At 59.5% G+C, this 23,060-nt stretch carries 20 protein-coding genes; 19 read left to right on the top strand and 1 reads right to left on the bottom strand.

Going from position 1 to position 23,060, the window contains the following annotated elements:
- The first annotated feature begins 694 nt into the window (after positions 1–694).
- The 11 genes from AC097W_RS12690 to AC097W_RS12740 all read left to right on the top strand — a co-directional run bounded on the left by AC097W_RS12690 (position 695) and on the right by AC097W_RS12740 (position 11,439).
- Entirely contained in the window at positions 695–2,032 is a 1,338-nt protein-coding gene (locus tag AC097W_RS12690; protein WP_479602927.1) for a glutamine synthetase family protein, read from the top strand.
- A 7-nt stretch (positions 2,033–2,039) separates the two neighbouring features.
- The gene (locus tag AC097W_RS12695) at positions 2,040–3,431 is read left to right on the top strand and encodes an aspartate aminotransferase family protein (RefSeq protein WP_479602928.1); all 1,392 of its coding nucleotides are present in this window, start codon (positions 2,040–2,042) and stop codon (positions 3,429–3,431) included.
- Positions 3,428–4,099, top strand: coding sequence for a GntR family transcriptional regulator (locus AC097W_RS12700; RefSeq protein WP_479602929.1), 672 nt, complete (start codon positions 3,428–3,430; stop codon positions 4,097–4,099). Before AC097W_RS12695 ends, AC097W_RS12700 begins: the two co-directional genes overlap by 4 nt.
- Before the next feature lie 81 nt (positions 4,100–4,180).
- The gene (locus AC097W_RS12705; protein WP_479602930.1) at positions 4,181–5,785 is read left to right on the top strand and encodes a cryptochrome/deoxyribodipyrimidine photo-lyase family protein; all 1,605 of its coding nucleotides are present in this window, start codon (positions 4,181–4,183) and stop codon (positions 5,783–5,785) included.
- Positions 5,782–5,949 carry a DUF2256 domain-containing protein gene (locus tag AC097W_RS12710; protein WP_479602931.1) on the top strand — a complete coding sequence of 56 codons (168 nt, stop codon included), beginning with the start codon at positions 5,782–5,784 and terminating at the stop codon, positions 5,947–5,949. The genes AC097W_RS12705 and AC097W_RS12710 overlap by 4 nt, the downstream gene beginning before the upstream one ends.
- On the top strand, positions 5,942–7,498 hold the full coding sequence (locus tag AC097W_RS12715; protein WP_479602932.1) for a cryptochrome/photolyase family protein: 1,557 nt from the start codon (positions 5,942–5,944) through the stop codon (positions 7,496–7,498). Before AC097W_RS12710 ends, AC097W_RS12715 begins: the two co-directional genes overlap by 8 nt.
- Positions 7,485–8,792: an FAD-binding domain-containing protein gene (locus AC097W_RS12720; protein ID WP_479602933.1), complete on the top strand. Its 1,308-nt coding sequence runs from the start codon at positions 7,485–7,487 to the stop codon at positions 8,790–8,792. The genes AC097W_RS12715 and AC097W_RS12720 overlap by 14 nt, the downstream gene beginning before the upstream one ends.
- A complete protein-coding gene (locus AC097W_RS12725) occupies positions 8,789–9,061 on the top strand; it encodes a TIGR03643 family protein (RefSeq protein ID WP_479602934.1) in 273 nt (90 codons plus the stop codon). Before AC097W_RS12720 ends, AC097W_RS12725 begins: the two co-directional genes overlap by 4 nt.
- Positions 9,062–9,118: 57 nt before the next feature.
- Entirely contained in the window at positions 9,119–9,493 is a 375-nt protein-coding gene (locus tag AC097W_RS12730) for a hypothetical protein (protein WP_479602935.1), read from the top strand.
- Positions 9,494–9,620: 127 nt separating this feature from the next.
- Entirely contained in the window at positions 9,621–11,021 is a 1,401-nt protein-coding gene (miaB, locus tag AC097W_RS12735) for a tRNA (N6-isopentenyl adenosine(37)-C2)-methylthiotransferase MiaB (protein ID WP_479602936.1), read from the top strand.
- A gap of 94 nt (positions 11,022–11,115) precedes the next feature.
- Positions 11,116–11,439 (top strand): hypothetical protein, encoded by a 324-nt coding sequence (locus AC097W_RS12740; protein ID WP_479602937.1) that lies wholly within the window; start codon positions 11,116–11,118, stop codon positions 11,437–11,439.
- 1 nt (position 11,440) lies between these two features.
- Here AC097W_RS12740 and ffh read toward each other — a convergent pair whose 3' ends face one another.
- Positions 11,441–12,805: a signal recognition particle protein gene (gene ffh / locus AC097W_RS12745; RefSeq protein WP_479602938.1), complete on the bottom strand. Its 1,365-nt coding sequence runs from the start codon at positions 12,803–12,805 to the stop codon at positions 11,441–11,443.
- Between the two features lie 90 nt (positions 12,806–12,895).
- Here ffh and AC097W_RS12750 point away from each other — a divergent pair, with 90 nt between their 5' ends.
- From AC097W_RS12750 to AC097W_RS12785, 8 genes are all read left to right on the top strand, one after another.
- Positions 12,896–13,699 carry a cytochrome C assembly family protein gene (locus AC097W_RS12750; protein WP_479602939.1) on the top strand — a complete coding sequence of 268 codons (804 nt, stop codon included), beginning with the start codon at positions 12,896–12,898 and terminating at the stop codon, positions 13,697–13,699.
- Positions 13,696–13,923, top strand: coding sequence for a PP0621 family protein (locus AC097W_RS12755; RefSeq protein ID WP_479602940.1), 228 nt, complete (start codon positions 13,696–13,698; stop codon positions 13,921–13,923). The genes AC097W_RS12750 and AC097W_RS12755 overlap by 4 nt, the downstream gene beginning before the upstream one ends.
- Positions 13,924–15,666: a two-component system sensor histidine kinase NtrB gene (locus tag AC097W_RS12760; protein ID WP_479602941.1), complete on the top strand. Its 1,743-nt coding sequence runs from the start codon at positions 13,924–13,926 to the stop codon at positions 15,664–15,666. It abuts the gene before it with no gap.
- Positions 15,645–17,108, top strand: a complete 1,464-nt coding sequence (locus tag AC097W_RS12765; RefSeq protein ID WP_479602942.1) for a sigma-54-dependent transcriptional regulator — start codon at positions 15,645–15,647, stop codon at positions 17,106–17,108. Before AC097W_RS12760 ends, AC097W_RS12765 begins: the two co-directional genes overlap by 22 nt.
- A complete protein-coding gene (ampD, locus tag AC097W_RS12770) occupies positions 17,101–17,691 on the top strand; it encodes a 1,6-anhydro-N-acetylmuramyl-L-alanine amidase AmpD (protein ID WP_479602943.1) in 591 nt (196 codons plus the stop codon). Before AC097W_RS12765 ends, ampD begins: the two co-directional genes overlap by 8 nt.
- A gap of 429 nt (positions 17,692–18,120) precedes the next feature.
- Complete coding sequence (locus AC097W_RS12775; protein ID WP_479602944.1) at positions 18,121–21,045, top strand: ribonucleoside-diphosphate reductase subunit alpha; 2,925 nt, start codon at positions 18,121–18,123, stop codon at positions 21,043–21,045.
- Positions 21,046–21,164: 119 nt separating this feature from the next.
- On the top strand, positions 21,165–22,367 hold the full coding sequence (locus AC097W_RS12780) for a ribonucleotide-diphosphate reductase subunit beta (RefSeq protein ID WP_479602945.1): 1,203 nt from the start codon (positions 21,165–21,167) through the stop codon (positions 22,365–22,367).
- A 123-nt stretch (positions 22,368–22,490) separates the two neighbouring features.
- A complete protein-coding gene (locus tag AC097W_RS12785; protein ID WP_479603091.1) occupies positions 22,491–23,057 on the top strand; it encodes a histone H1-like DNA-binding protein in 567 nt (188 codons plus the stop codon).
- Positions 23,058–23,060: the final 3 nt, after the last annotated feature.

Below are 23,060 nucleotides of genomic sequence, written 5' to 3' on the forward strand. Positions count from 1 at the left end.
TGAGTTAACGCCAGTCTGATGGTTGCCACAATGTGAAAAGGACAATCTCCAAAAACGGGGACAAGCACCCTATACTTGCCCAACGGTCTTGGAGATCGGATTTGAACCGGCGTCCGCACTCCACCACCAGAACATAGCCCGCAAGGGCACTAGCCCCGCAGCTACTTCATTGATAGCACGGGGCTTTTTACTTGGTGTTCTAGCTTCGCCTTGAAGGCAACCAGTTGGCAGGTTGCCCCCATGCCGCGCCAGCACCAATCAGTTTTTATTTCCTATCGAGGTGCGCCATGGCTGATTTAACTTTAGAACAACTACGCGCAGCGGAGGCGGGATGCAAAGGATGCGTCCACAGCGTCCCCGTTCAGTTCGTTGGCGCAAAAACTCCGCTCAATGTCTGCGAATTCGGTGGCAAGTACGGCACACGCTGCGACGACTTCAAAGCAAAGGCTTTGGTTCACTAACGACAAGCGGTTCAAAGCCTTCACAGGCAATGTGGAGCCCCACTTTATGCAAGGCTTTGCACTGAGCTTTTCAGCAATACCTGGTTCCCAGGTATCGGGGTCTTGGGCAATCCGCTCGATCGAGTATCAGATCACAACCCATGAAATTTCCGATATAAGGATGGATTTCCACCCATTTGTGATCACAAATGCAAATGTCGGTATGATTCTGGCATCCCGTTAGTGGAGCCCCCATGACCCCGTCCCTCGCCGAATTCCTCACGCAGCACCGCATCCACGAGGTGGAATGCGTCATACCCGACATGACCGGCATTGCCCGCGGAAAAATTCTGCCGCGGGACCTGTTTCTGGCCTCGGGCGAGATGCGGCTACCCAAAAGCGTGCTGCTCAATACCGTCAACGGCCAGCAACCCGACAACGGCCCGTTTGTGGGCGACACCGACCCCGACATGGTCTGCATTCCCGATGCCAGCACGGTGCGCATCGTCCCCTGGGCTGCCGAGCCGGTGGCAGTGGTGATTCACGATTGCCAGGAATGGGATGGCAGCCCGGTGCAGCTTTCCCCGCGCGGCGTCTTGCGCCGCGTGCTGGCGCTGTATGCAAAGGAAGGCTGGCAGCCTGTAGTGGCGCCGGAGATGGAGTTCTACCTGGTGGCGCGCCAGCAAAACCCGCATGAACCCCTGCAACCACCACTGGGCCGAACCGGCAAACCCGAGGCTGGGCGCCAAAGCTATTCGATTGACGCGGTCAACGATTTCGATCCTTTTTTCATGGAGTTGTCCACCTTTTGCGGGCAGCACAAACTGGGCGTGGAGACGCTGATCCACGAAGCCGGCGCGGGCCAGATGGAAATCAACTTTTCACACGGTGAGCCGCTGGACCTGGCAGACCGGGTCTTTCTGTTCAAACGCACGGTGCGTGAGACGGCCTTGCGCCACGGCATTTTTGCCACCTTCATGGCCAAGCCCATGGAGCAGGAGCCAGGCAGTGCCATGCACATCCACCAGAACGTCAACGACGCCGCCACCGGGCGCAACCTGTTCAGCAACGCCGACGGCAGCGACAGTGCGCTCTTCATGCACTACATCGCCGGGCTGCAAACCTATATTCCGTTGGTGATGCCCATGTTTGCGCCCTACGTCAACTCGTACCGGCGGTTGACGCCCTTCATGTCGGCACCCATCAATGTGCGCTGGGGTCTGGACAACCGCACCTGCGGTATCCGGGTGCCCAAGTCGGGGCCTGAAGCGCGGCGCGTCGAAAACCGCGTACCCGGCGTGGACGTGAATCCTTATCTGGCCATGGCCGCCACGCTGGCTTGCGGCTACCTCGGTATACGCGATCAACTCAAAGCCAGCGCACCCACCCTGGACAGCGCATGGAACGTGAGCCACGAGCTGCCGCGCCACCTGGAAGACGCCATTGAGGCGATGCGTGCCTGCGAGCGCATGCGCGAGCTGCTGGGTCCCTCGATTGTTGACGCGTTCTGCGCCGTCAAGGAGCTGGAGTTCGCCACCTATAACCGCGTCATCAGTTCCTGGGAGCGCGAGCACTTGCTGCTGCTGGTGTGAGTTCGCCATGAATCCTTCCAGCTTGCCCTTGCCTGCCACCGGCATCGATCCCGAGCGCGTGCGTGCGCTCGCCGAGCGGGAGCGTGACACCTACATTCAACGCAATCCGAAGTCCAAAGCCCAGGCGCAGCGCGCGGCCCACCACCTGATGTTTGGTGTGCCCCTGCACTGGATGAACGACTGGGGCACCCCGTTTGCCCTGCAGGTGGCCAGCGCCCAGGGCGCGCACCTGACGGACGTGGACGGCCACGAGTTGGCCGACTTTTGCCTGGGCGACACCGGCGCCATGTTTGGCCATTCCCCCGACGTGGTGGCGCAAGCCTTGCGCGCCCAGTCCAGCCGTGGCTATACCACGATGCTGGCCAACGAAGATGCCGCAGTCGTGGCCGAGACGCTGGCCGAGCGCTTTGGCCTGCCCCAATGGCAGTTCGCGATGACGGCCACCGACGCCAACCGATTTGTATTGCGATGGGTCCGCGCGGCCACGCAACGCAAGGTGCTGCTGGTGTTCAACGGGTGCTACCACGGCACGGTGGACGATGTGTTTGTGGACCTGGTGGAAGGGCAGGCCGTGCAGCGCGACAGCCTGCTGGGGCAGGTGCAGGACCTGACGCAGACCACGCGCGTCATCGAGTTCAACGACCTGGCGGCACTGGAAGCCGCTCTGGCCCCCGGTGACGTGGCCTGCGTACTGGCCGAGCCGGTGATGACCAACATCGGCATGGTGCTGCCGCGCCCCGGCTTTTGGGAAGCCGCTATTGAACTGATCCACCGCCACGGCAGCCTGCTGGTGCTGGACGAGACCCATACCATCAGCAGCGGGCCAGGCGGTTACGCGCGTGCCAACGACCTGGCGCCGGATGCAGTGGTGGTGGGCAAACCGCTGGGCGGCGGCATGCCCTGCGCCGCCTATGGATTCAGCAGCGAACTGGCCGCGCGGGCGGAAGCGGCCAAGCGCAAGGCCCCACCGGGACACTCCGGCATTGGCACCACGCTCACCGCCAATCTGCTCGCCATGACCGCCATGCGCGCCACACTGACGCAACTGATGACGCCTTCCGTATACGCCCCCATGCTCGCGCTGGCCAGTCATCTGAGCGAGGGCCTGCGTCACGCAATCACCGGGCATGGAGTGCCTTGGTGTGTCACTCAGGTAGGTGCGCGCGTCGAGTTTCAGTTTTGTACCGTTGCCCCCGTCAATGGCACCGAGGCCGGTAAGGCCATGGACCCCGAACTGGAGCACGCCATTCACCTTTACCTGTTCAACCGCGAGGTGCTCATCACCCCCTTTCACAACATGATGCTGGTCTGCCCTGACACCACGTTTGCCGACGTGCAGCGCTTGCTGCAGGCCTTTGACGCGGCACTGCAAGAGCTCACAAGCAACACCACCGCATGAGCAAAACCACTTCGCCAATGCCCGTACCCACCAGCACCCAGCAGGACGGCACCTACGCCACCTTGCGCCAGTGGATCACGGTCGGCCGCTTCCTCCCCGGCGAGCGGCTCAAAATCCGCACGGTGGCCGCCGCCATGGGCGTGGGCCAAATGCCCGTGCGTGCCGCACTGCAGCGCCTGGCCGCGGAAGGTGCACTGATCAACGTGCCCAATGCCGGCGTGACCGTGCCCAGATTGTCCGTACCCGAGTTCGATGACCTGCTGCAGATGCGCATGCTGCTCGAAGGCGAGGCGGCTGAGCGCGGCTGCCTGCGCCTTGATGCCGCGCAAATCGGCACGCTGGCCGCCCTGTGCGAACGCATGGGCCGGGCGCTAGCCGCCAACGATGCCACCGACTACCTGGCGGCCAATGAAGATTTTCATGTGCTGCTGTACCGCGCGGCCGGCTCGCCCTTGCTGTTCGAGTTGATTGACACGCTGTGGCTCAAAGCGGGGCCCATCTCCAACCAGCTGTTCGACAGCCCCGAGGCCTCCCGCGTTTTAGATGATGCCCACACCGATCTGATGCGCGCGCTGGAACGGCGCGACAGCGCAGGCGTTCGCAGCGCGGTGGAAAAGGACATCTTCGTGGCCGGGCAGTTTCTGCGCCGCCGATGCAAGGGCGCATGAGGTCACGCGGCTTGCCCGCTGCTTGAAGGTCAATGCACCCGCACTCAGCGCGGAGTCGGCTCGCTTGGTAGAGTCAGGCGCATGATGAAAACGCGCGCGCTGGTGTGGTTTAAACGTGATTTGCGGGTGCACGACCACGCGCCGCTGCTTGCTGCCCAAAGCTTGGACGCCACCGTCGGCATTTTTGTCGTCGAGCCGGAATGGCTGCAGAGTCCCGAGTGCGATGCCAGCCATGTGGAAACCTGCCTGACTTGCCTTGCAGAATTGCGCGAAGCGCTTGCCCAGCGCGGTGTGCCGCTGCTGGTGCGGGTGGGCTCCATATTGCCGGTCTTTCAGGCCTTGCAGGCGCAGTATGCGTTCACCCATGTGCTGAGCCACGAAGAAACCGGCTCTGGCTGGAGCTACGCCCGCGACGTGCAAGTCGCAAAGTGGTGCCAAGGCACGGGTGTGAATTGGCAGGAGTTTTCACAAACCGGCGTCGTGCGGCGGCTGCGCTCGCGCCAAGGGTGGGCCGGCCGCTGGCAAGCCCGTATGGACGCCCCGCTGCACCTGCTGCAAGGCAGCTTTAACGCAGGGCAAAGCCTTCACGCTGATTTGGCGGTGGATGACATTCCCACCCTGGCCGCGCTGGGTTTGGCGCCCCACGGCAAAACACTGCAGGCCGCAGGTGAGCGCGCCGCCCGCCAGACACTGAAGACCTTCTTGCTGGGCCGAGGCCGCGACTACCGCAAGGCGCTGTCAAGCCCACTGACCGCCGAGACGGGTTGCAGCCGCCTGAGCCCGCACCTGGCCTTTGGCACCCTGTCGATGCGCACGGTGCACCAGGCCACCGAGGTCAGCATGGCCCGCACGGAAGACCGCGCCTTGGCGTACGGACTCAAAGGCTTTTCCAGCCGCCTGCGCTGGCACTGCCATTTCATGCAGAAGCTGGAGAGTGAGCCAGCCATCGAGTTTCAGAACTTTTCGCGTGCCTGCGATGGCTTGCGCCCCGGCGACATTCAAGGCGGCGCGGCGCCCTTTGGCGAGTTGGAAGACACGCTTTTTAAAAGCTGGTGTGAAGGACGCACCGGCTACCCGATGGTGGATGCCTGCATGCGTTCGCTCATCGCCACCGGCTGGCTGAACTTTCGCATGCGCGCCATGCTGGTGAGCTTTGCGTCCAACCACCTTTGGCTGCACTGGCGCACCACCGGTATTTTTCTGGCACGCCAGTTTCTCGACTTTGAGCCCGGCATCCACTGGAGCCAGATGCAGATGCAAAGCGGCACCACCGGCATCAACACCCTGCGCATGTACTCGCCCACCAAGCAGGCGCAGGACCAGGACCCGCAGGGTCTGTTCATTCGCCGCTGGGTGCCCGAGCTGGCGCGGGTACCCCTGCCCTACCTGGCAGCCCCCTGGACCATGGACATTGCCGTGCAACGCATGGCGGGCTGCTTCATCGGGCACGACTACCCCGCACCCGTGGTGGACGACAAGACCGCCATGAAGGCGGCCAAAGACCGCATGTATGGGCTGCGCAGCACCGCAGAGGCACACCAGGAAGCCGGGCACGTGCTGGCGCGCCACGGTTCACGCAAGAGCGGCTTGCCCCCAACCACCCGGCGGCGCACCGGCCCCATTGCAAAAAAGACCGAGACCGTGCCCTCTGCCCAAGGCGACTTGTTCGGGCCGGACAGCACATGAAAAACGATTTCAAAGGCAACAAGCAATCGCTGCCCAGCAAGCTGTGCGCCGTGTGCGGCCGCACCATGACCTGGCGCAAAGCCTGGGCCAAAAACTGGGAGTCGGTGCTGTACTGCTCCGATGCCTGCCGGACCAACAAAAAAGAGAAGCAGAAAAATGGCTGAGAGCAGGATCCGTAACCTCGTTCTGGTGCTGGGCGACCAGCTCGATGAAACCTCCAGCGCCTTCGATGGCTTCGACCCTGCGCTGGACCTTGTTTGGATGGCCGAGGTGGCCGACGAATCGGAGCACGTGTGGTCTGCCAAACAGCGCATTGCCGTGTTCCTGAGCGCCATGCGCCACTTTGCGCAAAGCCTGCGGGCGCGGCAGTGGCCGCTGGCCTACACCGCACTGGATGCGCCCGACAACCCGGGCACACTGGGTTTGGTATTGGCAGCCGACATTGCACGGCTTGAACCTGTCGCGCTGGTGATGACAGCGCCGGGCGACTGGCGTGTCTTGCAGGCCATTCGTGCAGTTGCCCTGGCTGCAGCCCTGCCGCTGGACCTGCGTGATGACCGGCATTTTTTCACCACCGTGCGCGACTTTGCTGCGCACGCCAAGGGTAGAAAACAGCTGCGACTGGAGTACTGGTACCGCGAACTGCGCCAAAAAACCGGCATTTTGATGGCCGGCAAAGAGCCCGAAGGCGGCCAGTGGAACTTCGATGCGGACAACCGCGAATCGTTTGGCAAGGCCGGCCCGGTGAACGTGCCACCGCCCACGCGCTTCGTGCCCGACACCATCACGCTGGAGGTGATGGCGCTGGTGAACACCCGCTTCTCGGCGCACCCGGGCACGCTCGCCACCTTCGGCTGGCCGGTGGAGCGCGCCCAGGCGCTGGTGGCATTGCAGACCTTCATAGCCCAGCGCCTGCCCTTGTTCGGACAATATGAAGATGCCATGTGGTCGGGCGAGCCCTGGCTGTACCACTCGCATCTGTCGGCGGCCATGAACCTCAAGCTGCTGAACCCGCGTGAAGTGGTGCAAGCTGCCGAAGACGCTTACCGCGCAGGGCACGCGCCGCTGGCCGCGGTGGAGGGCTTTATCCGCCAGATTTTGGGCTGGCGTGAATTTGTACGCGGCATCTACTGGACACAGATGCCCGGCTACCTGGAGCGCAACGCGCTGGATGCCCAGGCCGCATTGCCTGCGTTTTACTGGACCGGCGACACCAACATGGCTTGCCTGAAAGACGCCATCACCCAGACGCTGGAACACGGCTACGCCCACCACATCCAGCGCCTGATGGTGACCGGGCTCTATGCCTTGCTGCTGGGCGTCAAACCGCAGGCGGTGCACGAGTGGTACCTGAGCGTCTACGTGGACGCGGTGGAGTGGGTGGAGTTGCCCAACACCCTGGGCATGGGCCAGTTTGGCGATGGCGGCCTGATGGCCAGCAAGCCTTACGTGGCCAGTGGCAAGTACATCCAGCGCATGAGCAACCACTGCAAAGGCTGCCGTTTTGATCCGGCCCTATCGACGGGCGAGACGGCCTGCCCGTATACCAGCTTGTACTGGGACTTTTTGATGCGCCACGAAGCTCTCCTCAAGAAGAACCCCCGCATGGCCATGCAGCTCAAAAACCTGGCGCGGCTCGACGGCCCTGCACGCGAAGCCATCCAAGCCCAAGCCAACACACACAAGATTGCGCATTGTCATGCCCCACTTTGAACCCACGGTGCAGGCAGCGCAGCTGCGTTTGGACGCCGTGCGGCCCGACGACTACGCCCGCACCCGCAACGCACTGGATGGCGCAGTCACCCGGCTGTCGCCCTACCTCACCCACGGGCTGTTGAGCCTGAGCGAGGTCTACAACACGGTGCACGCGCGCCATGCGCTACACCCCCAACACAAGCTGGTGTTTGAACTGGGCTGGCGCGCCTACTACCGGCATGTGTGGGAACACTTGGAGGGCGGTATTGACCAATCGCTACACGCCGGGCTGCTACCCGACAGCGCCTACCAGAGCGAAATACCTTTGGACGTGTTGGAAGCGCGCACCGGCATCCCCGCCATGGATTTGGCCGTGCGTGAACTCTATGAAACAGGCTACATCCACAACCATGCGCGCATGTGGCTGGCCAGCTACCTGGTGCACCTGCGCAAAGTGCACTGGCACGCAGGCGCGCAGTGGATGCTGGGCCATCTGCTGGATGGCGACCATGCCAGCAACCATTTGAGCTGGCAATGGGTGGCTGGCACCGGCAGCAGCAAGCCGTATTTGTTCAACGCCGAAAATATTGCCAAATACGCGCCCGCGCACTGGCATAGCCCGGGCACAGCCATCGATGTTTCTTATGAGGTCATGGAGAGGTTGGCGCGCGGCACAAAACCGATTTGTCTGCCCCAAGACGCCCGCCGGGAAAATGATGGCGTGAGCACCCCGGAACTGCTCGGGTCACCCTGGGAAACCCGCTCAGGAGAAGATTCGAGTGGGCTATGGTGCGCGCTCGGTACGCTCGGTGGACACGATGCGCCAGACGCGCTGGTCCTGCAACACCTGGCGGGCCGCGATGTCTGGTTGCATCACCCGTGGTCGCTAGGCCCTGGTCCCACCACGCTCCCTGCGGACGTGCTGCATATCGGGGTCGGCATTGCGACTTGCCACACACAGAACCCGTGGAGTCCACTGCGCTGGGACTTTGTTGCCCGGGGGCTCAGGGCACAAGCCAATCCATTGCTTCCTTTGTATTGGGGCAGCGTGGAACAAATCGCCCAGGCTTTGCAAAGTGCCCGATCCGTGCACTGGCAACCCGACCCCCACATGGACGCAGCACTGGCACGCCTGCAGACGCTACTGCAAACCACCCATCCACAATGCGCCACGGGCCCTCAGCCAACAGCCGACTTGTTTGAACCGGTCAGCACCTACTGCCGGAGCTTTTCTGAATGGTGGAGACAGACACGCATCCGCGGTACCCGCCCGACCAGCCAAGACCCCTATTTGTGGAATTCAGCAACATGAAAATGATCAAGCACTCTGCCAACCCTGCGCTCAGCGCGGCCGACATCTCCCGCGTGGTTGAAATGGCCTGGGAGGACCGTACCGCTTTCGAAGCGATAGAGATCCAGTTCGGTCTGAACGAGTCGGCCGTAGTAGCGCTCATGCGGCGCACGATGAAACCGTCGTCCTTTCGCATGTGGCGCACCCGTATGGCAGGTCGCGTCACCAAGCACGCAGTCTTGCGGGGCGCCACGCACTTGCGCCACTGTGCCAGCCACACCCGGCAGTGAGCGTCACCGGACGGCTGTAAAATTACGCCTTCTTTCACTCAGCCTCTGGTACACACCATGAATCGCTGCCCTAGCCGCCCTGCCCTGCGCCTGACCGCCGCAAACATGGCTATCGCCATCAGCCTAGTAGCTGGTTTGATCGGCCTGTCGGCACCCGCCGCCGCGCAACTGACGGTTCGCCCTTTTCCCGTGGCTGTCAAGCGTGGTGCCCTGCAGGTGACCAATCCGCCTGATCTGGTGATCGACGGCAAGGTCGAACGCCTGTCGCCCGGTGCACGTATCCGGGATATGAACAACATGCTGGTGATGTCGGGCGCCATCGTCGGTCAGAACCTGCTGGTGAACTATGTGCGTGAACCGCAAGGCCTGATTCACGAGGTGTGGATCCTGACCGAAGCGGAAGCGAAGCTCCCGCTGCCCAAAGCCCCGTGAGGCCGGCGGGTGACGCCAGCGCGTCACTCCAGCATAGATTTCAAGCGTTTAGGGCTCTAGCCCCCGTAGAACCTGCGAAAGCAGCTACTAAATTCATAGCAAATTTCAGAATTCGTCAGGATTGACCATGTCCAAAAAAGTCTTTATCAAAACCTTCGGCTGCCAGATGAACGAGTACGACTCCGACAAGATGGTCGACGTCATGCACGCAGCCCAGGGCTATGAGTCCACCCAAAATGTAGACGAGGCCGACCTGATTTTGTTCAACACCTGCTCGGTGCGCGAGAAGGCGCAGGAAAAGGTCTTCTCGGACCTGGGGCGTGTGCGCCATCTGGCCAAAAAAGGCGTGCTGATCGGCGTGGGCGGCTGCGTCGCCAGCCAGGAAGGGGCAGAGATCATCAAGCGCGCACCCTATGTGGACGTGGTTTTTGGCCCGCAAACCCTGCACCGCCTGCCGGAACTCCTGAACCAGCGCGCGCTGCAAAAGCGCCCGCAGGTGGACATCAGCTTTCCCGAGATTGAAAAGTTTGACCATCTGCCACCCGCCAAGGTGGACGGCGCGTCAGCCTTTGTGAGCATCATGGAAGGCTGCTCCAAATACTGCAGCTACTGCGTGGTGCCCTACACCCGTGGCGAAGAGGTGAGCCGCCCGTTTGAAGACGTGCTGGTGGAAGTGGCTGGACTGGCCGACCAGGGCGTGAAAGAAGTCACGCTCTTGGGGCAAAACGTCAACGCCTACCGCGCCAAAATGATTGGCGATGCCTCGGCGCTGTCCGCTGAAATGGCCGACTTTGCCACCCTGTTGGAATACGTGGCCGACATCCCTGGCATTGAGCGCATCCGCTACACCACCAGCCACCCCAACGAGTTCACACCCTCGCTGATTGCCGCGTACGACAAGCTCCCCAAACTGGTGAGCCATTTGCATCTGCCGGTGCAGCACGGCAGCGATCGCATCCTGATGGCCATGAAGCGTGGCTACACCGCCATGGAATACAAGAGCACGGTGCGCAAGCTGCGCGCCATTCGCCCCGACATGGCCATGAGCTCGGACTTTATTGTCGGCTTCCCCGGCGAGACCGAAGACGACTTTGGCAAGATGATGAAGCTGATCGACGACGTCGGCTTTGACAACAGTTTCAGCTTCATCTTCAGCCCCCGCCCCGGCACGCCGGCAGCCAATCTGCACGACGATACCCCGCACGAAGAAAAGCTGCGCCGCCTGCACCTGCTGCAAGCGGCCATCAACGCGAACATCACCCGAATCAGCGAGAGCCGTCTGGGAACGGTGCAGCGCATTCTGGTGGAGGGCGCGTCCAAACGCGATGGGGGAGAACTGATGGGACGCACCGAGTGCAACCGGGTGGTGAACTTTATCGGTCAGCCACGCCTGGTAGGGCAACTGGTCGATGTGAAGATTACCGAGACCCGCAGCTATACGCTGCGGGGTGAAGTCTTGATGCAGGAAGTCCTTACGGGCCGAGATTTTGCCGTTCGGGTTGAAGAAGCGCAAAAAAGCGCATACTGACCTTTGCTGAATTCGGCATGTTCAACGTGCACTTTTGCTCGTTGGAAAGTTGCCGCAACTTATTGCGGACCTCACAGTCAAAAGTAGAAAAATCATGGTTTACGAAGAACGTTTTTCTGACGTCGAGCTGGCTCAGATCATTTCAGAAGGATTGATCTACATGTGCGCCTGCCCGGCGCAGGTGGCAGAGGCCGTTCGCAAAGTGCGCGAACTCTATCGCTACCAAATGAACTGTCTGAAAGATTCTGAAAATGAATCCACCGTGCACCAAACGATTGCACAAACCGCGGCTGCAACGCACGGTCAGTTGCAGGATTGCATGGAGCAGATTCTCGTACTGGAGAAATGGGATCGAGAAACCCTGCAAATGCCCGAGTACCTGCGCGTCAAGCAACTGAAAGAAATTTCAAGCGACTGAACTAGAACGGCATCTTCGGCATGCCCTTCATGCCGCCAATGCGTTTCATCATCTTCATCATGCCGCCGCCCTTCATCTTCTTCATCATGTCCTGCATCTGCTCAAACTCCTTGAGCATGCGGTTCACTTCCTGAACCTGCACACCGGCACCTGCGGCGATGCGGCGCTTGCGGGTGGCTTTGATGAGTTCGGGCTTGCAGCGCTCCAGCGGGGTCATGCTCTGGATGATGCCTTCCTTGCGCTTGATGTCCTTCTCGGCGCGGTCCATGTCCACATTGCCCGCCTTGGCAGCCATGGACGCAGGCAGTTTATCCATCAGGCTGGACAGGCCACCCATTTGCTTCATCTGCTGAATCTGGGCCAAAAAATCGTTCAAGTCGAAGCCAGCACCGCTCTTGACCTTGGCCGCCAGCCGCTGAGCTGCCTGAATATCCACACCGGCGGTGACCTGCTCGACCAACGCCAGAATGTCGCCCATACCCAGGATGCGTCCCGCGTGGCGCTCGGCATCAAACACTTCGAGGCCATCGAGTTTTTCGCTGGTACCGGCAAACTTGATAGGCGCTCCGGTAACCTGGCGTACTGACAGCGCCGCACCGCCGCGAGAGTCACCATCCAGCTTGGTCAGGATAATGCCCGTCAGTGGCAGGGCTTCCTTGAACGCTTTGGCGGTGTTGACCGCATCCTGGCCCTGCATGGCGTCGACCACAAACAGGGTCTCAATCGGGTTCAGGGCGGTGTGCAGGTCCTTGATCTCGCGCATCAACGCTTCATCAATGGCCAGACGGCCCGCGGTATCGACCAGTAGCACGTCAAAGAAGTGCCTCTTCGCGTAGTCCAGGGCTGCCAATCCAATGTCAACCGGCTTTTGGTCCGGCGTGCTGGGGAACCATTCCGCTCCAGCCTGCGCGGTTACGGTTTTCAGCTGCTCGATGGCGGCAGGACGGTACACGTCGCCCGAAACCGTCAGCACTTTCTTTTTGCGCTTTTCGATCAGGTGCTTGGCCAACTTGCCCGTGGTGGTGGTTTTACCCGCACCTTGCAGACCGGCCATCAGGATGACCGCGGGTGGCTGGGCGGCGAGGTTGATGTCACTCACACCCTCGCCCATGGTAGCCGCCAGTTCCTTGCTGACAATGCTCACCAGCACCTGCCCCGGCTGCAGGGAGCCCAGTACTTCCTGACCCAGGGCTTTTTCTTTCACGCGGGCAATGAAGTCGCGCACCACGGGCAGGGCCACGTCGGCCTCCAGCAAGGCCATGCGCACCTCGCGCAACATGTCGGTCACATTGGTTTCGGTGATGCGGGCCTGGCCTCGCATTTCCTTGACGAGGCGGGAAAGTTTGTCGGAAAGAGCGGAGGCCATAGTGGGTCCAGTGGTGGAGGTTTCCGGTACGCGGAATCTCAAGTGAATGCCAGCCGGAGCCAGCAGGGTGCGAAACGCTAAACTGTACCCATGATTTTAGCCAGTGCGTCCCCCATTCACCTGATTTTGTCGGTTTCAGCCGCTGCAGCCTATGCGTGGCCTGCAATCTTGGCCAACCGCCTCAGCCAGCGATCGGCGCGCCTGTGGGTAGCTGTGGCTTGGCTGCTGCATGGCGCCATGCTGGCCTGGACGCTCTTTGGAGAGCAACCGCACTTTGGTTTTGCACCCGCCATGTCAGTCACCGCCTGGCTGGTGGCGGCCGTCTATGCCGTAGAGAGCCAGATCTACCCACAACTTCCAACCCGGTGGACCTTGTGCGCGCTGGGTGCATTGGCCGTGCTGGTAGCGCTTCTGTTTCCTGGCAGCCCCATGCCCGCCACCGCATCAGCCTGGCTGGCCCTGCATCTTGCATTTGGCGTGGCCTGCTACGGACTGTTCGGTATCGCGGTTGTGCATGCCTGGTTCATGACGCGTGCCGAAGCTCGCATTCGCCATGCAGAAGATCCTCAAAGCGGTTTACCCCTGTTAACACTGGAGCGACTGACCTACCGTTTTGTGGGCGCAGGCTTTGTTCTGCTCAGCGCCACTTTGCTTGCAGGGTTCTTGTTTGGCGACTCGCTGTATGGCCATGGCCACGCGTGGCGCTGGGACCACAAGACAGTTTTCTCCGTGCTGGCATGGATCACTTTTGCGGTGCTGCTCATCGGGCGGGCCGCTTTCGGATGGCGCGGCAAACGGGCCGTGAATGTGCTCTACATCGGCTCTGCGCTTTTACTTCTGGCGTATGTGGGCTCGCGCTTTGTGATGGAAATCGTACTGGGGCGTACACCATGAAGTACCTGCTGATTTTTCTGGTGGTGTTGTTGCTGGCGTGGCGCTGGCGCTCGTCACGCTCAACCGCGCAACGCGATGTTTCGCGAAAAAAGCCCGCCTCTGCGATCCCGCAGGACATGGTTCGTTGTACCCAGTGTGGTGTGCATATCCCCGCAAACGAAGCGGTGCTTGGCACCAGAGGTTCCTATTGCAGCGCAGCCCACCGCCAAAAAACAGAGTCTTGAATGGGCGAGCCAGACTACCAACACTCATGGTTTGATCCTGCCGGGATCAAAGGGCCTTCGGATACGCCCGATGATTTGAACGAACTAACCCGTTTGTGGCAGGGCTTCATGACCGCCCGGCTCATTCTGGGACTTGTGCTGGTGGTGCTGCAAACGGCATTAGTTGCCACCGGCACATCCCACAGCGTTTTGTTGATTGCCATCAGTGCCGCCTATTTTGCGGGCACGTTGGCAGCCCGGCTATATATCAAGCCACGGCCACTGGGTGAGTCGTTCAACCGCGCCTGGGTGGCGCTGGTGGGACTGGACGTCGTTGCATTTTCCGCGTTGCAGCTGTTGCAGGGCAACAGCATTAACTACACCCCCCTTTTCGCACTTCCGATACTGCTGGCGTCCATTTTGGGCTCCCTGAGCCTGGCACTGGGTACCGCAGCCGGAGTGACCGTTGTTTTACTGGGAAGCACCTTGTGGGCCTACGTTCAGGCCCCGACCGATGCCGCACCGTATTTTGTACAGGCCGCGCTCAGCGGAGTAGGCTACTTTGTGATTGCGCTACTGGGAAATCAGCTTTCCACCCGATTGGCGAGCGAAGGACAGCGCGCCCGCCAGAGCCAGCTCGCAGCAACCATTCAGCGTCAGGTCAATGAACTGGTCATCGAGTCACTCCCGGACGGCGTACTGGTTGTGGATGACAAGGGTCGTGTGCGCGCTGCCAACCCCGCAGCGCGGCAGCTACTTGCTTCCGAGCGAGCCTCGCACGCGAATGTTTTTGACCTGAAAGACGAAGCAGGCTGGCTTCCTCTGCTGAAGTTGACGCGCTTGACGGTCGGAACCCACCAGAGCCAGGAACAGGATGTGGTCATTCATCACTTGGCCCATGGTCCGCGCCGATTGCATGCGCGCACCCGTCTTGCTGCGCCGCACGGCAGCAGTGGCGAAAGCCTGTGCGTGCTCTTTCTGGAGGATCAACGCGAACTGGAGGCGCGCATGCGCACGGAAAAACTCGCCAGCATGGGCCGCTTGTCTGCCGCAGTGGCACACGAAATCCGCAATCCCCTGGCCGCCATTGCGCAGGCCAATGCGCTGCTCGACGAAGACCTCACCGATCCCAGACACAAGCGATTGACCGTGATGGTGAGCCAGAACGCCAAACGACTTGCAAAAATCGTGGATGACATCCTCAATGTATCAAGAGCACAACCCCACGACAATCCGCACACAACACTTGCACTGAACGAGTCGATTCAGCGCATTTGCACTGATTGGGCGGGGCAAAACGGCAGCCAGAGGCAAATGGGCATCCATTTGCTCGATCCAGAAGCCAACGTCCGCTTTGATGACGATCACTTGCGTCGGGTGTTGGTCAATCTACTGGACAATGCACTGCGATATGCCAGCGGTAAGCCCGACTCCATCCAGGTCAGCAGGCTCCTGGTTGATTCACAGCATACTGGCATTTCTGTCTGGAGTGACGGCGCCGCCATGGAGCAGTCCGTGGAACGCCACTTGTTTGAACCCTTTTTCTCATCGGAGAGCCGCTCCAGCGGTCTGGGGCTCTACATTTGCAGGGAACTCTGCGGAGGGCATGGCGCGTCCCTGATTTACCAGCGCACTACCCGAAAAACCGATGACCACCAGACAGGTGGCAATGAGTTTGTAATCACGTTCCTGCGCACCGACGCACAAGGCAACGCCGCTTTGACGGAAACTAATGCGACACCATGGCAAACCACACTGTATTGAGCAACGCCCAGATTCTGGTGATCGACGACGAGCCCGATCTGCGAACTCTGTATGAGCTGACGCTGTTGCGCGAAGGCTACCGGGTGGAAACCGCGGGCAGCCTGCAGGATGCCTGGCAACTGCTCAACACGCGACGTTTTGACGTAGTTATTACCGACATGCGCTTACCTGACGGACTGGGGATTGAAATATTGTCCAGCATGAAGACGCAACAGCGGGCGGAGCGCTGCATCGTGATAACGGCCTACGGTTCGGCAGAAAACGCGGTGGAATCGTTAAAGGCCGGCGCTTTCGACTACCTCACCAAGCCAGTGGATTTGAAACAATTCAGATCGGCAATTGCTTCTGCAGTCCAGGGTACAGCGCCGCACAGTGGTCCGGCGCGCCGGGCTACGGACGCCAGGTGGTCTGAATCATCGCCCTCAACCTCTGCCGGCCAGTTGACCCTGTCGAAGTTGGCCGGTGACTCTGCTGTCATGCGCAGCGTGAAGGACCGGATCGTCAAGGTTGCTCGCAGCATGGCTCCTGTCTTGATACGCGGCGAGTCGGGCACCGGCAAAGAACTGGTCGCGTCCGCATTGCATGCCAACAGCCACCGGGCGGCAGGGCCCTGGATCGCGGTGAATTGCAGTGCGATACCGGAAAACCTGCTGGAGACCGAGTTTTTTGGCGCGAAGAAGGGCGCCTACACCGGGTCGACCCAAGATCGGCAAGGTTTTTTCCAGGCCGCGACCGGAGGGACACTGTTTCTGGATGAGATTGGGGATCTGCCATTGGCCATGCAGTCGAAACTACTTCGCGCCATCCAGGAGCGCTGCGTGCGGGCAGTGGGCTCCAACCAAGAGGAGTCAGTTGATGTGCGCATCATCAGTGCCACACACAAGGACCTCCCCGAGGAAGTGCATGCGGGTCGGTTCCGGCAGGATCTCTTCTACCGGCTGAACGTCATTGACATAGTTATTCCCCCGTTGCGTGAACGTCGCGAAGACCTTCCCGCATTGTGCGAGGCGCTGCTTGCGCGAATCGCTCAGGAATCGGGGATGCCCGCACCGCGACTGGCCCCAAGCAGCATCGAACAGCTTGCGATGCTGCCGCTCAACGGCAACGTCCGAGAACTTGAAAATCTGTTGCACCGCGCCGTTGCCCTGTGTGAGGGCGACGAGCTTCATTTTGATGACCTGCAGACACCCATCAGTGGAACCATGCCGCTGGAAACCGTCACGTCGCCCGCGCGCCTCGCACCGACGGACTCGCCCCTGCCCACGGATCTGCAAAGCCACCTGGATCAGCAGGAGCGCGACATCCTGGTCAAGACACTGAAAGAGACCAGTTTCAACCGCACCCTGGCAGCCTCTCGCTTGGGCTTGAGCCTCAGGCAAATCCGCTACCGGATAGCGCGGCTAAAAATCGATGCACCCCGGGACGAAGACCCCGATGCCTGACAAACATCTTTTAAATCCTGGACTTTGGGATGGCGGGTGGTACCGCTTTGCGCACCGGGTGCCATCGCCCAACTTCGGCCCCCGCCCAACAAAGGCCCACATAGACCTTATCGTGCTGCACTCCATCAGCCTGCCGCCTGGCGTCTACGGCGGCAATCAGGTTCATGAGCTATTTACGAACCAACTCGACTGGGAACAGCACCCCTACTTCAAACAGATAGAAGGCATGGAGGTATCTGCCCACTTCTACATTCAGCGCGGAGGCGAGGTATGGCAGTTCGTCAGTTGTGATGACCGTGCCTGGCACGCAGGCGCATCGCACTACCGAGGGCGCAATGACTGCAACAACGACTCCATAGGCATTGAGCTTGAGGGCCTGGAGGGAGGCATATTTGAGTCCGCGCAATACGAAGCACTGCAAGCCCTGTGTCCCGCACTGGGCCAGCGGTATCCGATTTCGTACCTTGCGGGTCACGAACACATTGCACCTGGTCGAAAAGGAGACCCTGGCGCTGGCATGGATTGGTCGCTTCTGCAGAAAACCCTGGGATTTTCTCCACCGTGTTTTCCCGCAAGCGTTTAAAAAATAATTGACTCCAGGGTCTGTTGGACGCCACCCGAAAAGTCCAGCGCTGACATTTTTCAAATGCATCGCTGCGATGTCCCGTAGACATCAAACCGCCACCGCATGCGGTTTTTCCAGGCAAAAGCGTTTGAAAGCAGCGCCAGCATTGGGTTTCCTGGCTCAAACACACGTCAGATAAGGCCTGCAAAGCATTGCCCACTTTACGGGCGCCGCGTAGGCATGCAGCGCAGGCCAATAGCACAAGCCAAGCAACTGCCGCGGTTTGGCAAACTTTGACCGGATACACTACCGGTAGCGTCTTGCAACCACCCTGCACCCCATATATAGTGTGTGCTGCTTTCACCGGCTTTTCAGAAATTCCGCCAAAAAAGCCGGCAACCAGGTTCATTTGAGCCCAATAAAAATACCGATTTAGACGAGGAAATCATGCAATCTGTTTCAAACGCCACCGCTCTCGCCTCCAGCGCAGTCCCACCCGCCCTCAGTGAGCCGATGGCTGACAGTGGCGCCATTAACCTGCTTGACCACTACCAGATCATTCGTCGCAATGGCGCCGTCGTACCTTTTGAGCCCAACAAAATTGCGGTGGCCATGATGAAGGCCTTTCTGGCCGTTCACGGAACCCAGGGCGCGGCGTCTGCCAGCGTTCGCGAAATGGTTGACGTTTTGACGCAGCAAGTCATCCGGGCGCTGATGCGCTCGCGCCCAGGCGGTGGAACCTTCCATATTGAGGATGTACAGGATCAGGTGGAACTCGGCCTCATGCGGGGCGGACACCACGAAATCGCACGTGCCTATGTTCTGTATCGTGAGCGCCGCACCCAGGAGCGCGCCAAACAAGTCGCGCAAGTGGCGCCAGTCGCACCCGTATTACATGCCATTGAAGGCGGTCAGCGCGTGGTGCTGGACCTCGGTCAACTCAAGTCGCTGATTCAGACAGCCTGCATGGGTTTGGGAGCCGATGTCAGCGCTGAGCCCATTCTGGCCGAAACCATGCGCAACCTGTACGACGGCGTGCCCATGGACGAGGTGTACAAGGCCTCCATCCTGGCGGCCCGAACACTGATTGAAAAAGACCCCGACTACACGTACGCCACAGCACGCCTGCTGTTTCACACCATTTCCCGCGAAGTACTGGGGCGTGACGTCGCGCCTGCCGACATGGCTGCGGCCTACACCGATTACTTCCCCGGATTCATCAAGCGAGGCGTTGGCGCCGAGTTGCTGGATGAACGATTGATGCAGTTTGATTTGAAGCGTTTGGGCGCAGCCCTCAAGGCCGATCGTGATCTGCAATTTGATTACCTGGGCTTGCAGACGCTGTATGACCGCTACTTCCTGCATGAAGGCAAAATCCGCATTGAATTGCCCCAGGCTTTCTTCATGCGCGTGGCCATGGGTCTGTCCCTCAACGAGATCGACCGCGAGGCGCGGGCCATCGAGTTTTACGAAGTACTTTCCAGCTTCGACTTCATGTCTAGCACCCCGACACTGTTCAACAGTGGCACGCTGCGCTCCCAGCTCTCCAGCTGCTACCTGACCACGGTGCCCGATGACCTGGACGGCATCTACGAATCCATCAAGGAAAACGCGCTCCTCTCCAAATTCGCGGGCGGCCTGGGCAACGACTGGACGCGTGTGCGTGCCTTGGGCGCCCACATCAAGGGTACCAACGGCGAATCACAAGGTGTGGTGCCGTTCCTGAAGGTGGTCAATGACACGGCCGTTGCCGTGAATCAGGGCGGCAAGCGTAAAGGTGCCGTTTGCACCTACCTGGAGACGTGGCACCTCGACATCGAAGAGTTCCTGGAACTGCGCAAGAACACTGGCGATGACCGCCGCCGCACACACGACATGAATACAGCCAACTGGATTCCTGATCTGTTCATGCGCCGCGTGATGGAAAAAGGCCAGTGGACCCTGTTCTCCCCCAACAATGTGCCCGACCTGCACGATTTGTTTGGTGCGGAGTTCGAAAAGGCCTACGTGGCCTATGAAGAAAAAGCAGCCCGCGGCGAGATCAAACCCTCCCGCACCGTCCAAGCCAGCGACCTGTGGCGCAAGATGCTCACCATGCTGTTCGAAACCGGACATCCCTGGATTACCTTCAAGGACGCCTGTAACGTTCGCTCGCCCCAGCAGCATGCGGGTGTCGTGCACTCATCCAATCTGTGCACCGAGATCACACTCAACACCTCCGACACCGAAACGGCCGTCTGCAACCTGGGTTCCGTCAATCTGCGCCAGCACCTGAAGAACGGCGCACTGGACCACGACAAGCTCAAGCGCACCATTTCGACCGCCATGCGCATGCTGGACAACGTCATCGACATCAATTACTACGCCGTCAAAAAAGCGCGTGACTCCAACCTGCGCCACCGCCCGGTCGGCCTGGGAGTCATGGCTTTCCAGGACAGCCTGTATGAGTTGCGCATCCCCTACGCGAGCGATGCTGCCGTGGATTTTGCCGACCAGTCCATGGAAGCCATCAGTTACTACGCCTATTGGGCATCCACTGATCTGGCCAAAGAGCGCGGCAAGTACTCCAGCTACAAGGGATCGCTGTGGGACAAAGGCGTTTTGCCACTCGACACCCTCGACATGCTGGCCAGCGCACGTGGCGGCTATGTGGAAGTGGACCGTTCGTCCACTATGGATTGGGATGCGTTGCGCCAAAAGATTGCGGTTGACGGCATGCGCAACTCCAACTGTGTTGCCATTGCGCCGACGGCAACCATCTCCAACATCATTGGCGTCGATGCCTCCATCGAGCCCAGCTTCGGCAACCTGTCGGTCAAATCCAATTTGTCGGGCGAGTTCACCGTCATCAATGGCTATCTCGTCAAAGACCTGAAACGCCTGGGCTTGTGGGATGACGTCATGGTGATGGACCTGAAACACTTCGATGGATCGCTGAGCCCGATCGATCGCGTACCCCAGGACGTGAAGCAGTTGTACGCGACAGCTTTTGAAGTGGAGACCCAGTGGCTGGTTGAGGCTGCAGCGCGTCGTCAGAAGTGGATTGACCAAGCGCAATCACTGAATATTTATATGGCAGGCGCTTCAGGCAAGAAGCTGGACGAGACCTACAAGCTTGCCTGGCTGCGTGGCTTGAAGACCACTTACTACCTGCGCACCATGTCGGCAACGCATGCAGAGAAATCGACTGTCACGGCCGGACGCATGAATGCAGTGTCCAGTGGCAATGACGCCAAGGGTTCCATGCGGAGTTCCAGCGCGTTGGAGACCGCAGCAGCCGCCGCACAAATGCAAATGGAGATGGCGACAAACGCGGCGACGGACATCAAGTTTTGTGGCGTTGATGACCCAACCTGTGAGTCATGTCAGTGAAGAAAAAGCATGTGTCGCGTTTCACGCGATGCAATTGAACAACACATGCGAGCAACGAAATGCATGATTACTTTTCATTTCATTTCGCTGCTCTCATAATCCGCTGATTGGAATTATTTATGTTGACCTGGGACGAAGAAATCAAGCCCACATCGCTACCGAATTTTGCGCACACGCCGACGGAAGAACTGTCTGCGGTGCAAGCGCAAAGCGCTCCCGTTGTTCGTACATTGAATGATGGCGCGCATCTAGCACCCCTCCCCATGCCATCGACGCCTGTTGCAGCCCGCCCATCTGAGGCGCCTCGGCGCATGAAGGCTTCGGACAAACGAATCATCAACGGTCAGACCGATGTCAATCAGCTGGTCCCGTTCAAGTACAAATGGGCGTGGGAGAAGTACCTTGCGAGCTGCGCCAACCATTGGATGCCGCAAGAGGTCAACATGACCAGGGACATTGCGCTATGGAAAGACCCGAACGGCCTGACTGAAGACGAGCGCCGCATCATCAAACGCAATCTCGGGTTTTTTGTTACTGCAGATTCACTGGCCGCCAACAATATTGTGCTCGGCACGTATCGGCACATCACTGCGCCCGAATGCCGCCAGTTCTTGCTGCGTCAGGCGTTTGAAGAGGCCATCCACACGCATGCATATCAGTACATTGTGGAGTCGCTGGGGCTGGACGAGAGCGAAATCTTCAACGCCTACAACGAAGTGCAGTCCATCCGGGACAAGGATCAATTTCTGATCCCGTTCATTGATGCAATCATGGACCCCAACTTCCATACAGGAACACCCGAAGCCGATCAGACACTGCTGAAGTCGCTGATCGTGTTCGCCTGTCTGATGGAAGGCCTGTTCTTCTATGTTGGCTTCACGCAGATCCTGGCGCTGGGACGGCAGAACAAGATGACCGGCGCCGCAGAGCAGTACCAGTACATCCTGCGCGATGAGTCCATGCACTGCAATTTTGGCATTGACCTGATCAACCAGCTCAAGCTCGAAAACCCGCAACTCTGGACTGCGGAATTCAAGAGCGAAATCAAGGCTTTGTTCGAGAAGGCTGTGGAGTTGGAATACCGTTACGCAGAAGACACCATGCCACGTGGCGTGCTGGGCATGAACGCTTCCATGTTCAAGGGCTACTTGCGCTACATCGCCAATCGACGTGCCACCCAGATCGGACTGGAAGCATTGTTCCCCAATGAAGAGAACCCGTTCCCCTGGATGAGCGAGATGATCGACTTGAAGAAGGAGCGTAATTTCTTCGAGACACGCGTGATTGAGTACCAATCGGGCGGCGCGCTGTCCTGGGACTAAGACGTTGAAAATGGTTCTGCGAATTTCACAAATCCACCAGCACTCTGTAAAGGATGCGATGGGTTTGTGTCACCAAGTTCATGCTGCTGGGCCTTTGCCCAACAACATGAATCGCTTCTTGCGATCCAACCGGCAAGAAGTGCTCTTTGTAAATTGATCAAGGAGAAAATAATGGCAACTGCAAAAAAATCGGCTCCAAAAAAAATGGCCGCATCCGTAAAGAAAGCTGCACCAGCGAAAAAAGCTGCGCCAGCAAAAAAAGTAGCTGCTAAAAAAGCAGCTCCTGCCAAGAAGACTGCTCCGGCAAAAAAAGTAGTTGCTAAAAAAGCAGCTCCTGCCAAGAAAGCCGCTCCGGCAAAAAAAGTAGTTGCTAAAAAAGCAGCTCCTGCCAAGAAAGCCGCTCCGGCAAAAAAAGTAGTTGCTAAAAAAGCGGCTCCTGCCAAGAAAGCCACTCCGGCAAAAAAAGTAGTTGCCAAAAAAGCGGCTCCTGCCAAGAAAGCTACTCCGGCGAAAAAAGCGGCTCCTGCCAAGAAGGCGGCCGTAGCAAAAAAGCCAGTCGCTAAAAAGGCAGCCAAGAAGTCGGCTGCGAAGAAAGCCGCGAAAGCACCCGCTGCTTCCGCCGCGCCTGCTGCTCAGACCACTTTGAGCCCGCAGGCCGCATGGCCCTTTCCAACATCCAGCAAACCCTAAACG

The sequence above is a fragment of the Rhodoferax sp. GT1R46 genome, assembly GCF_056521285.1.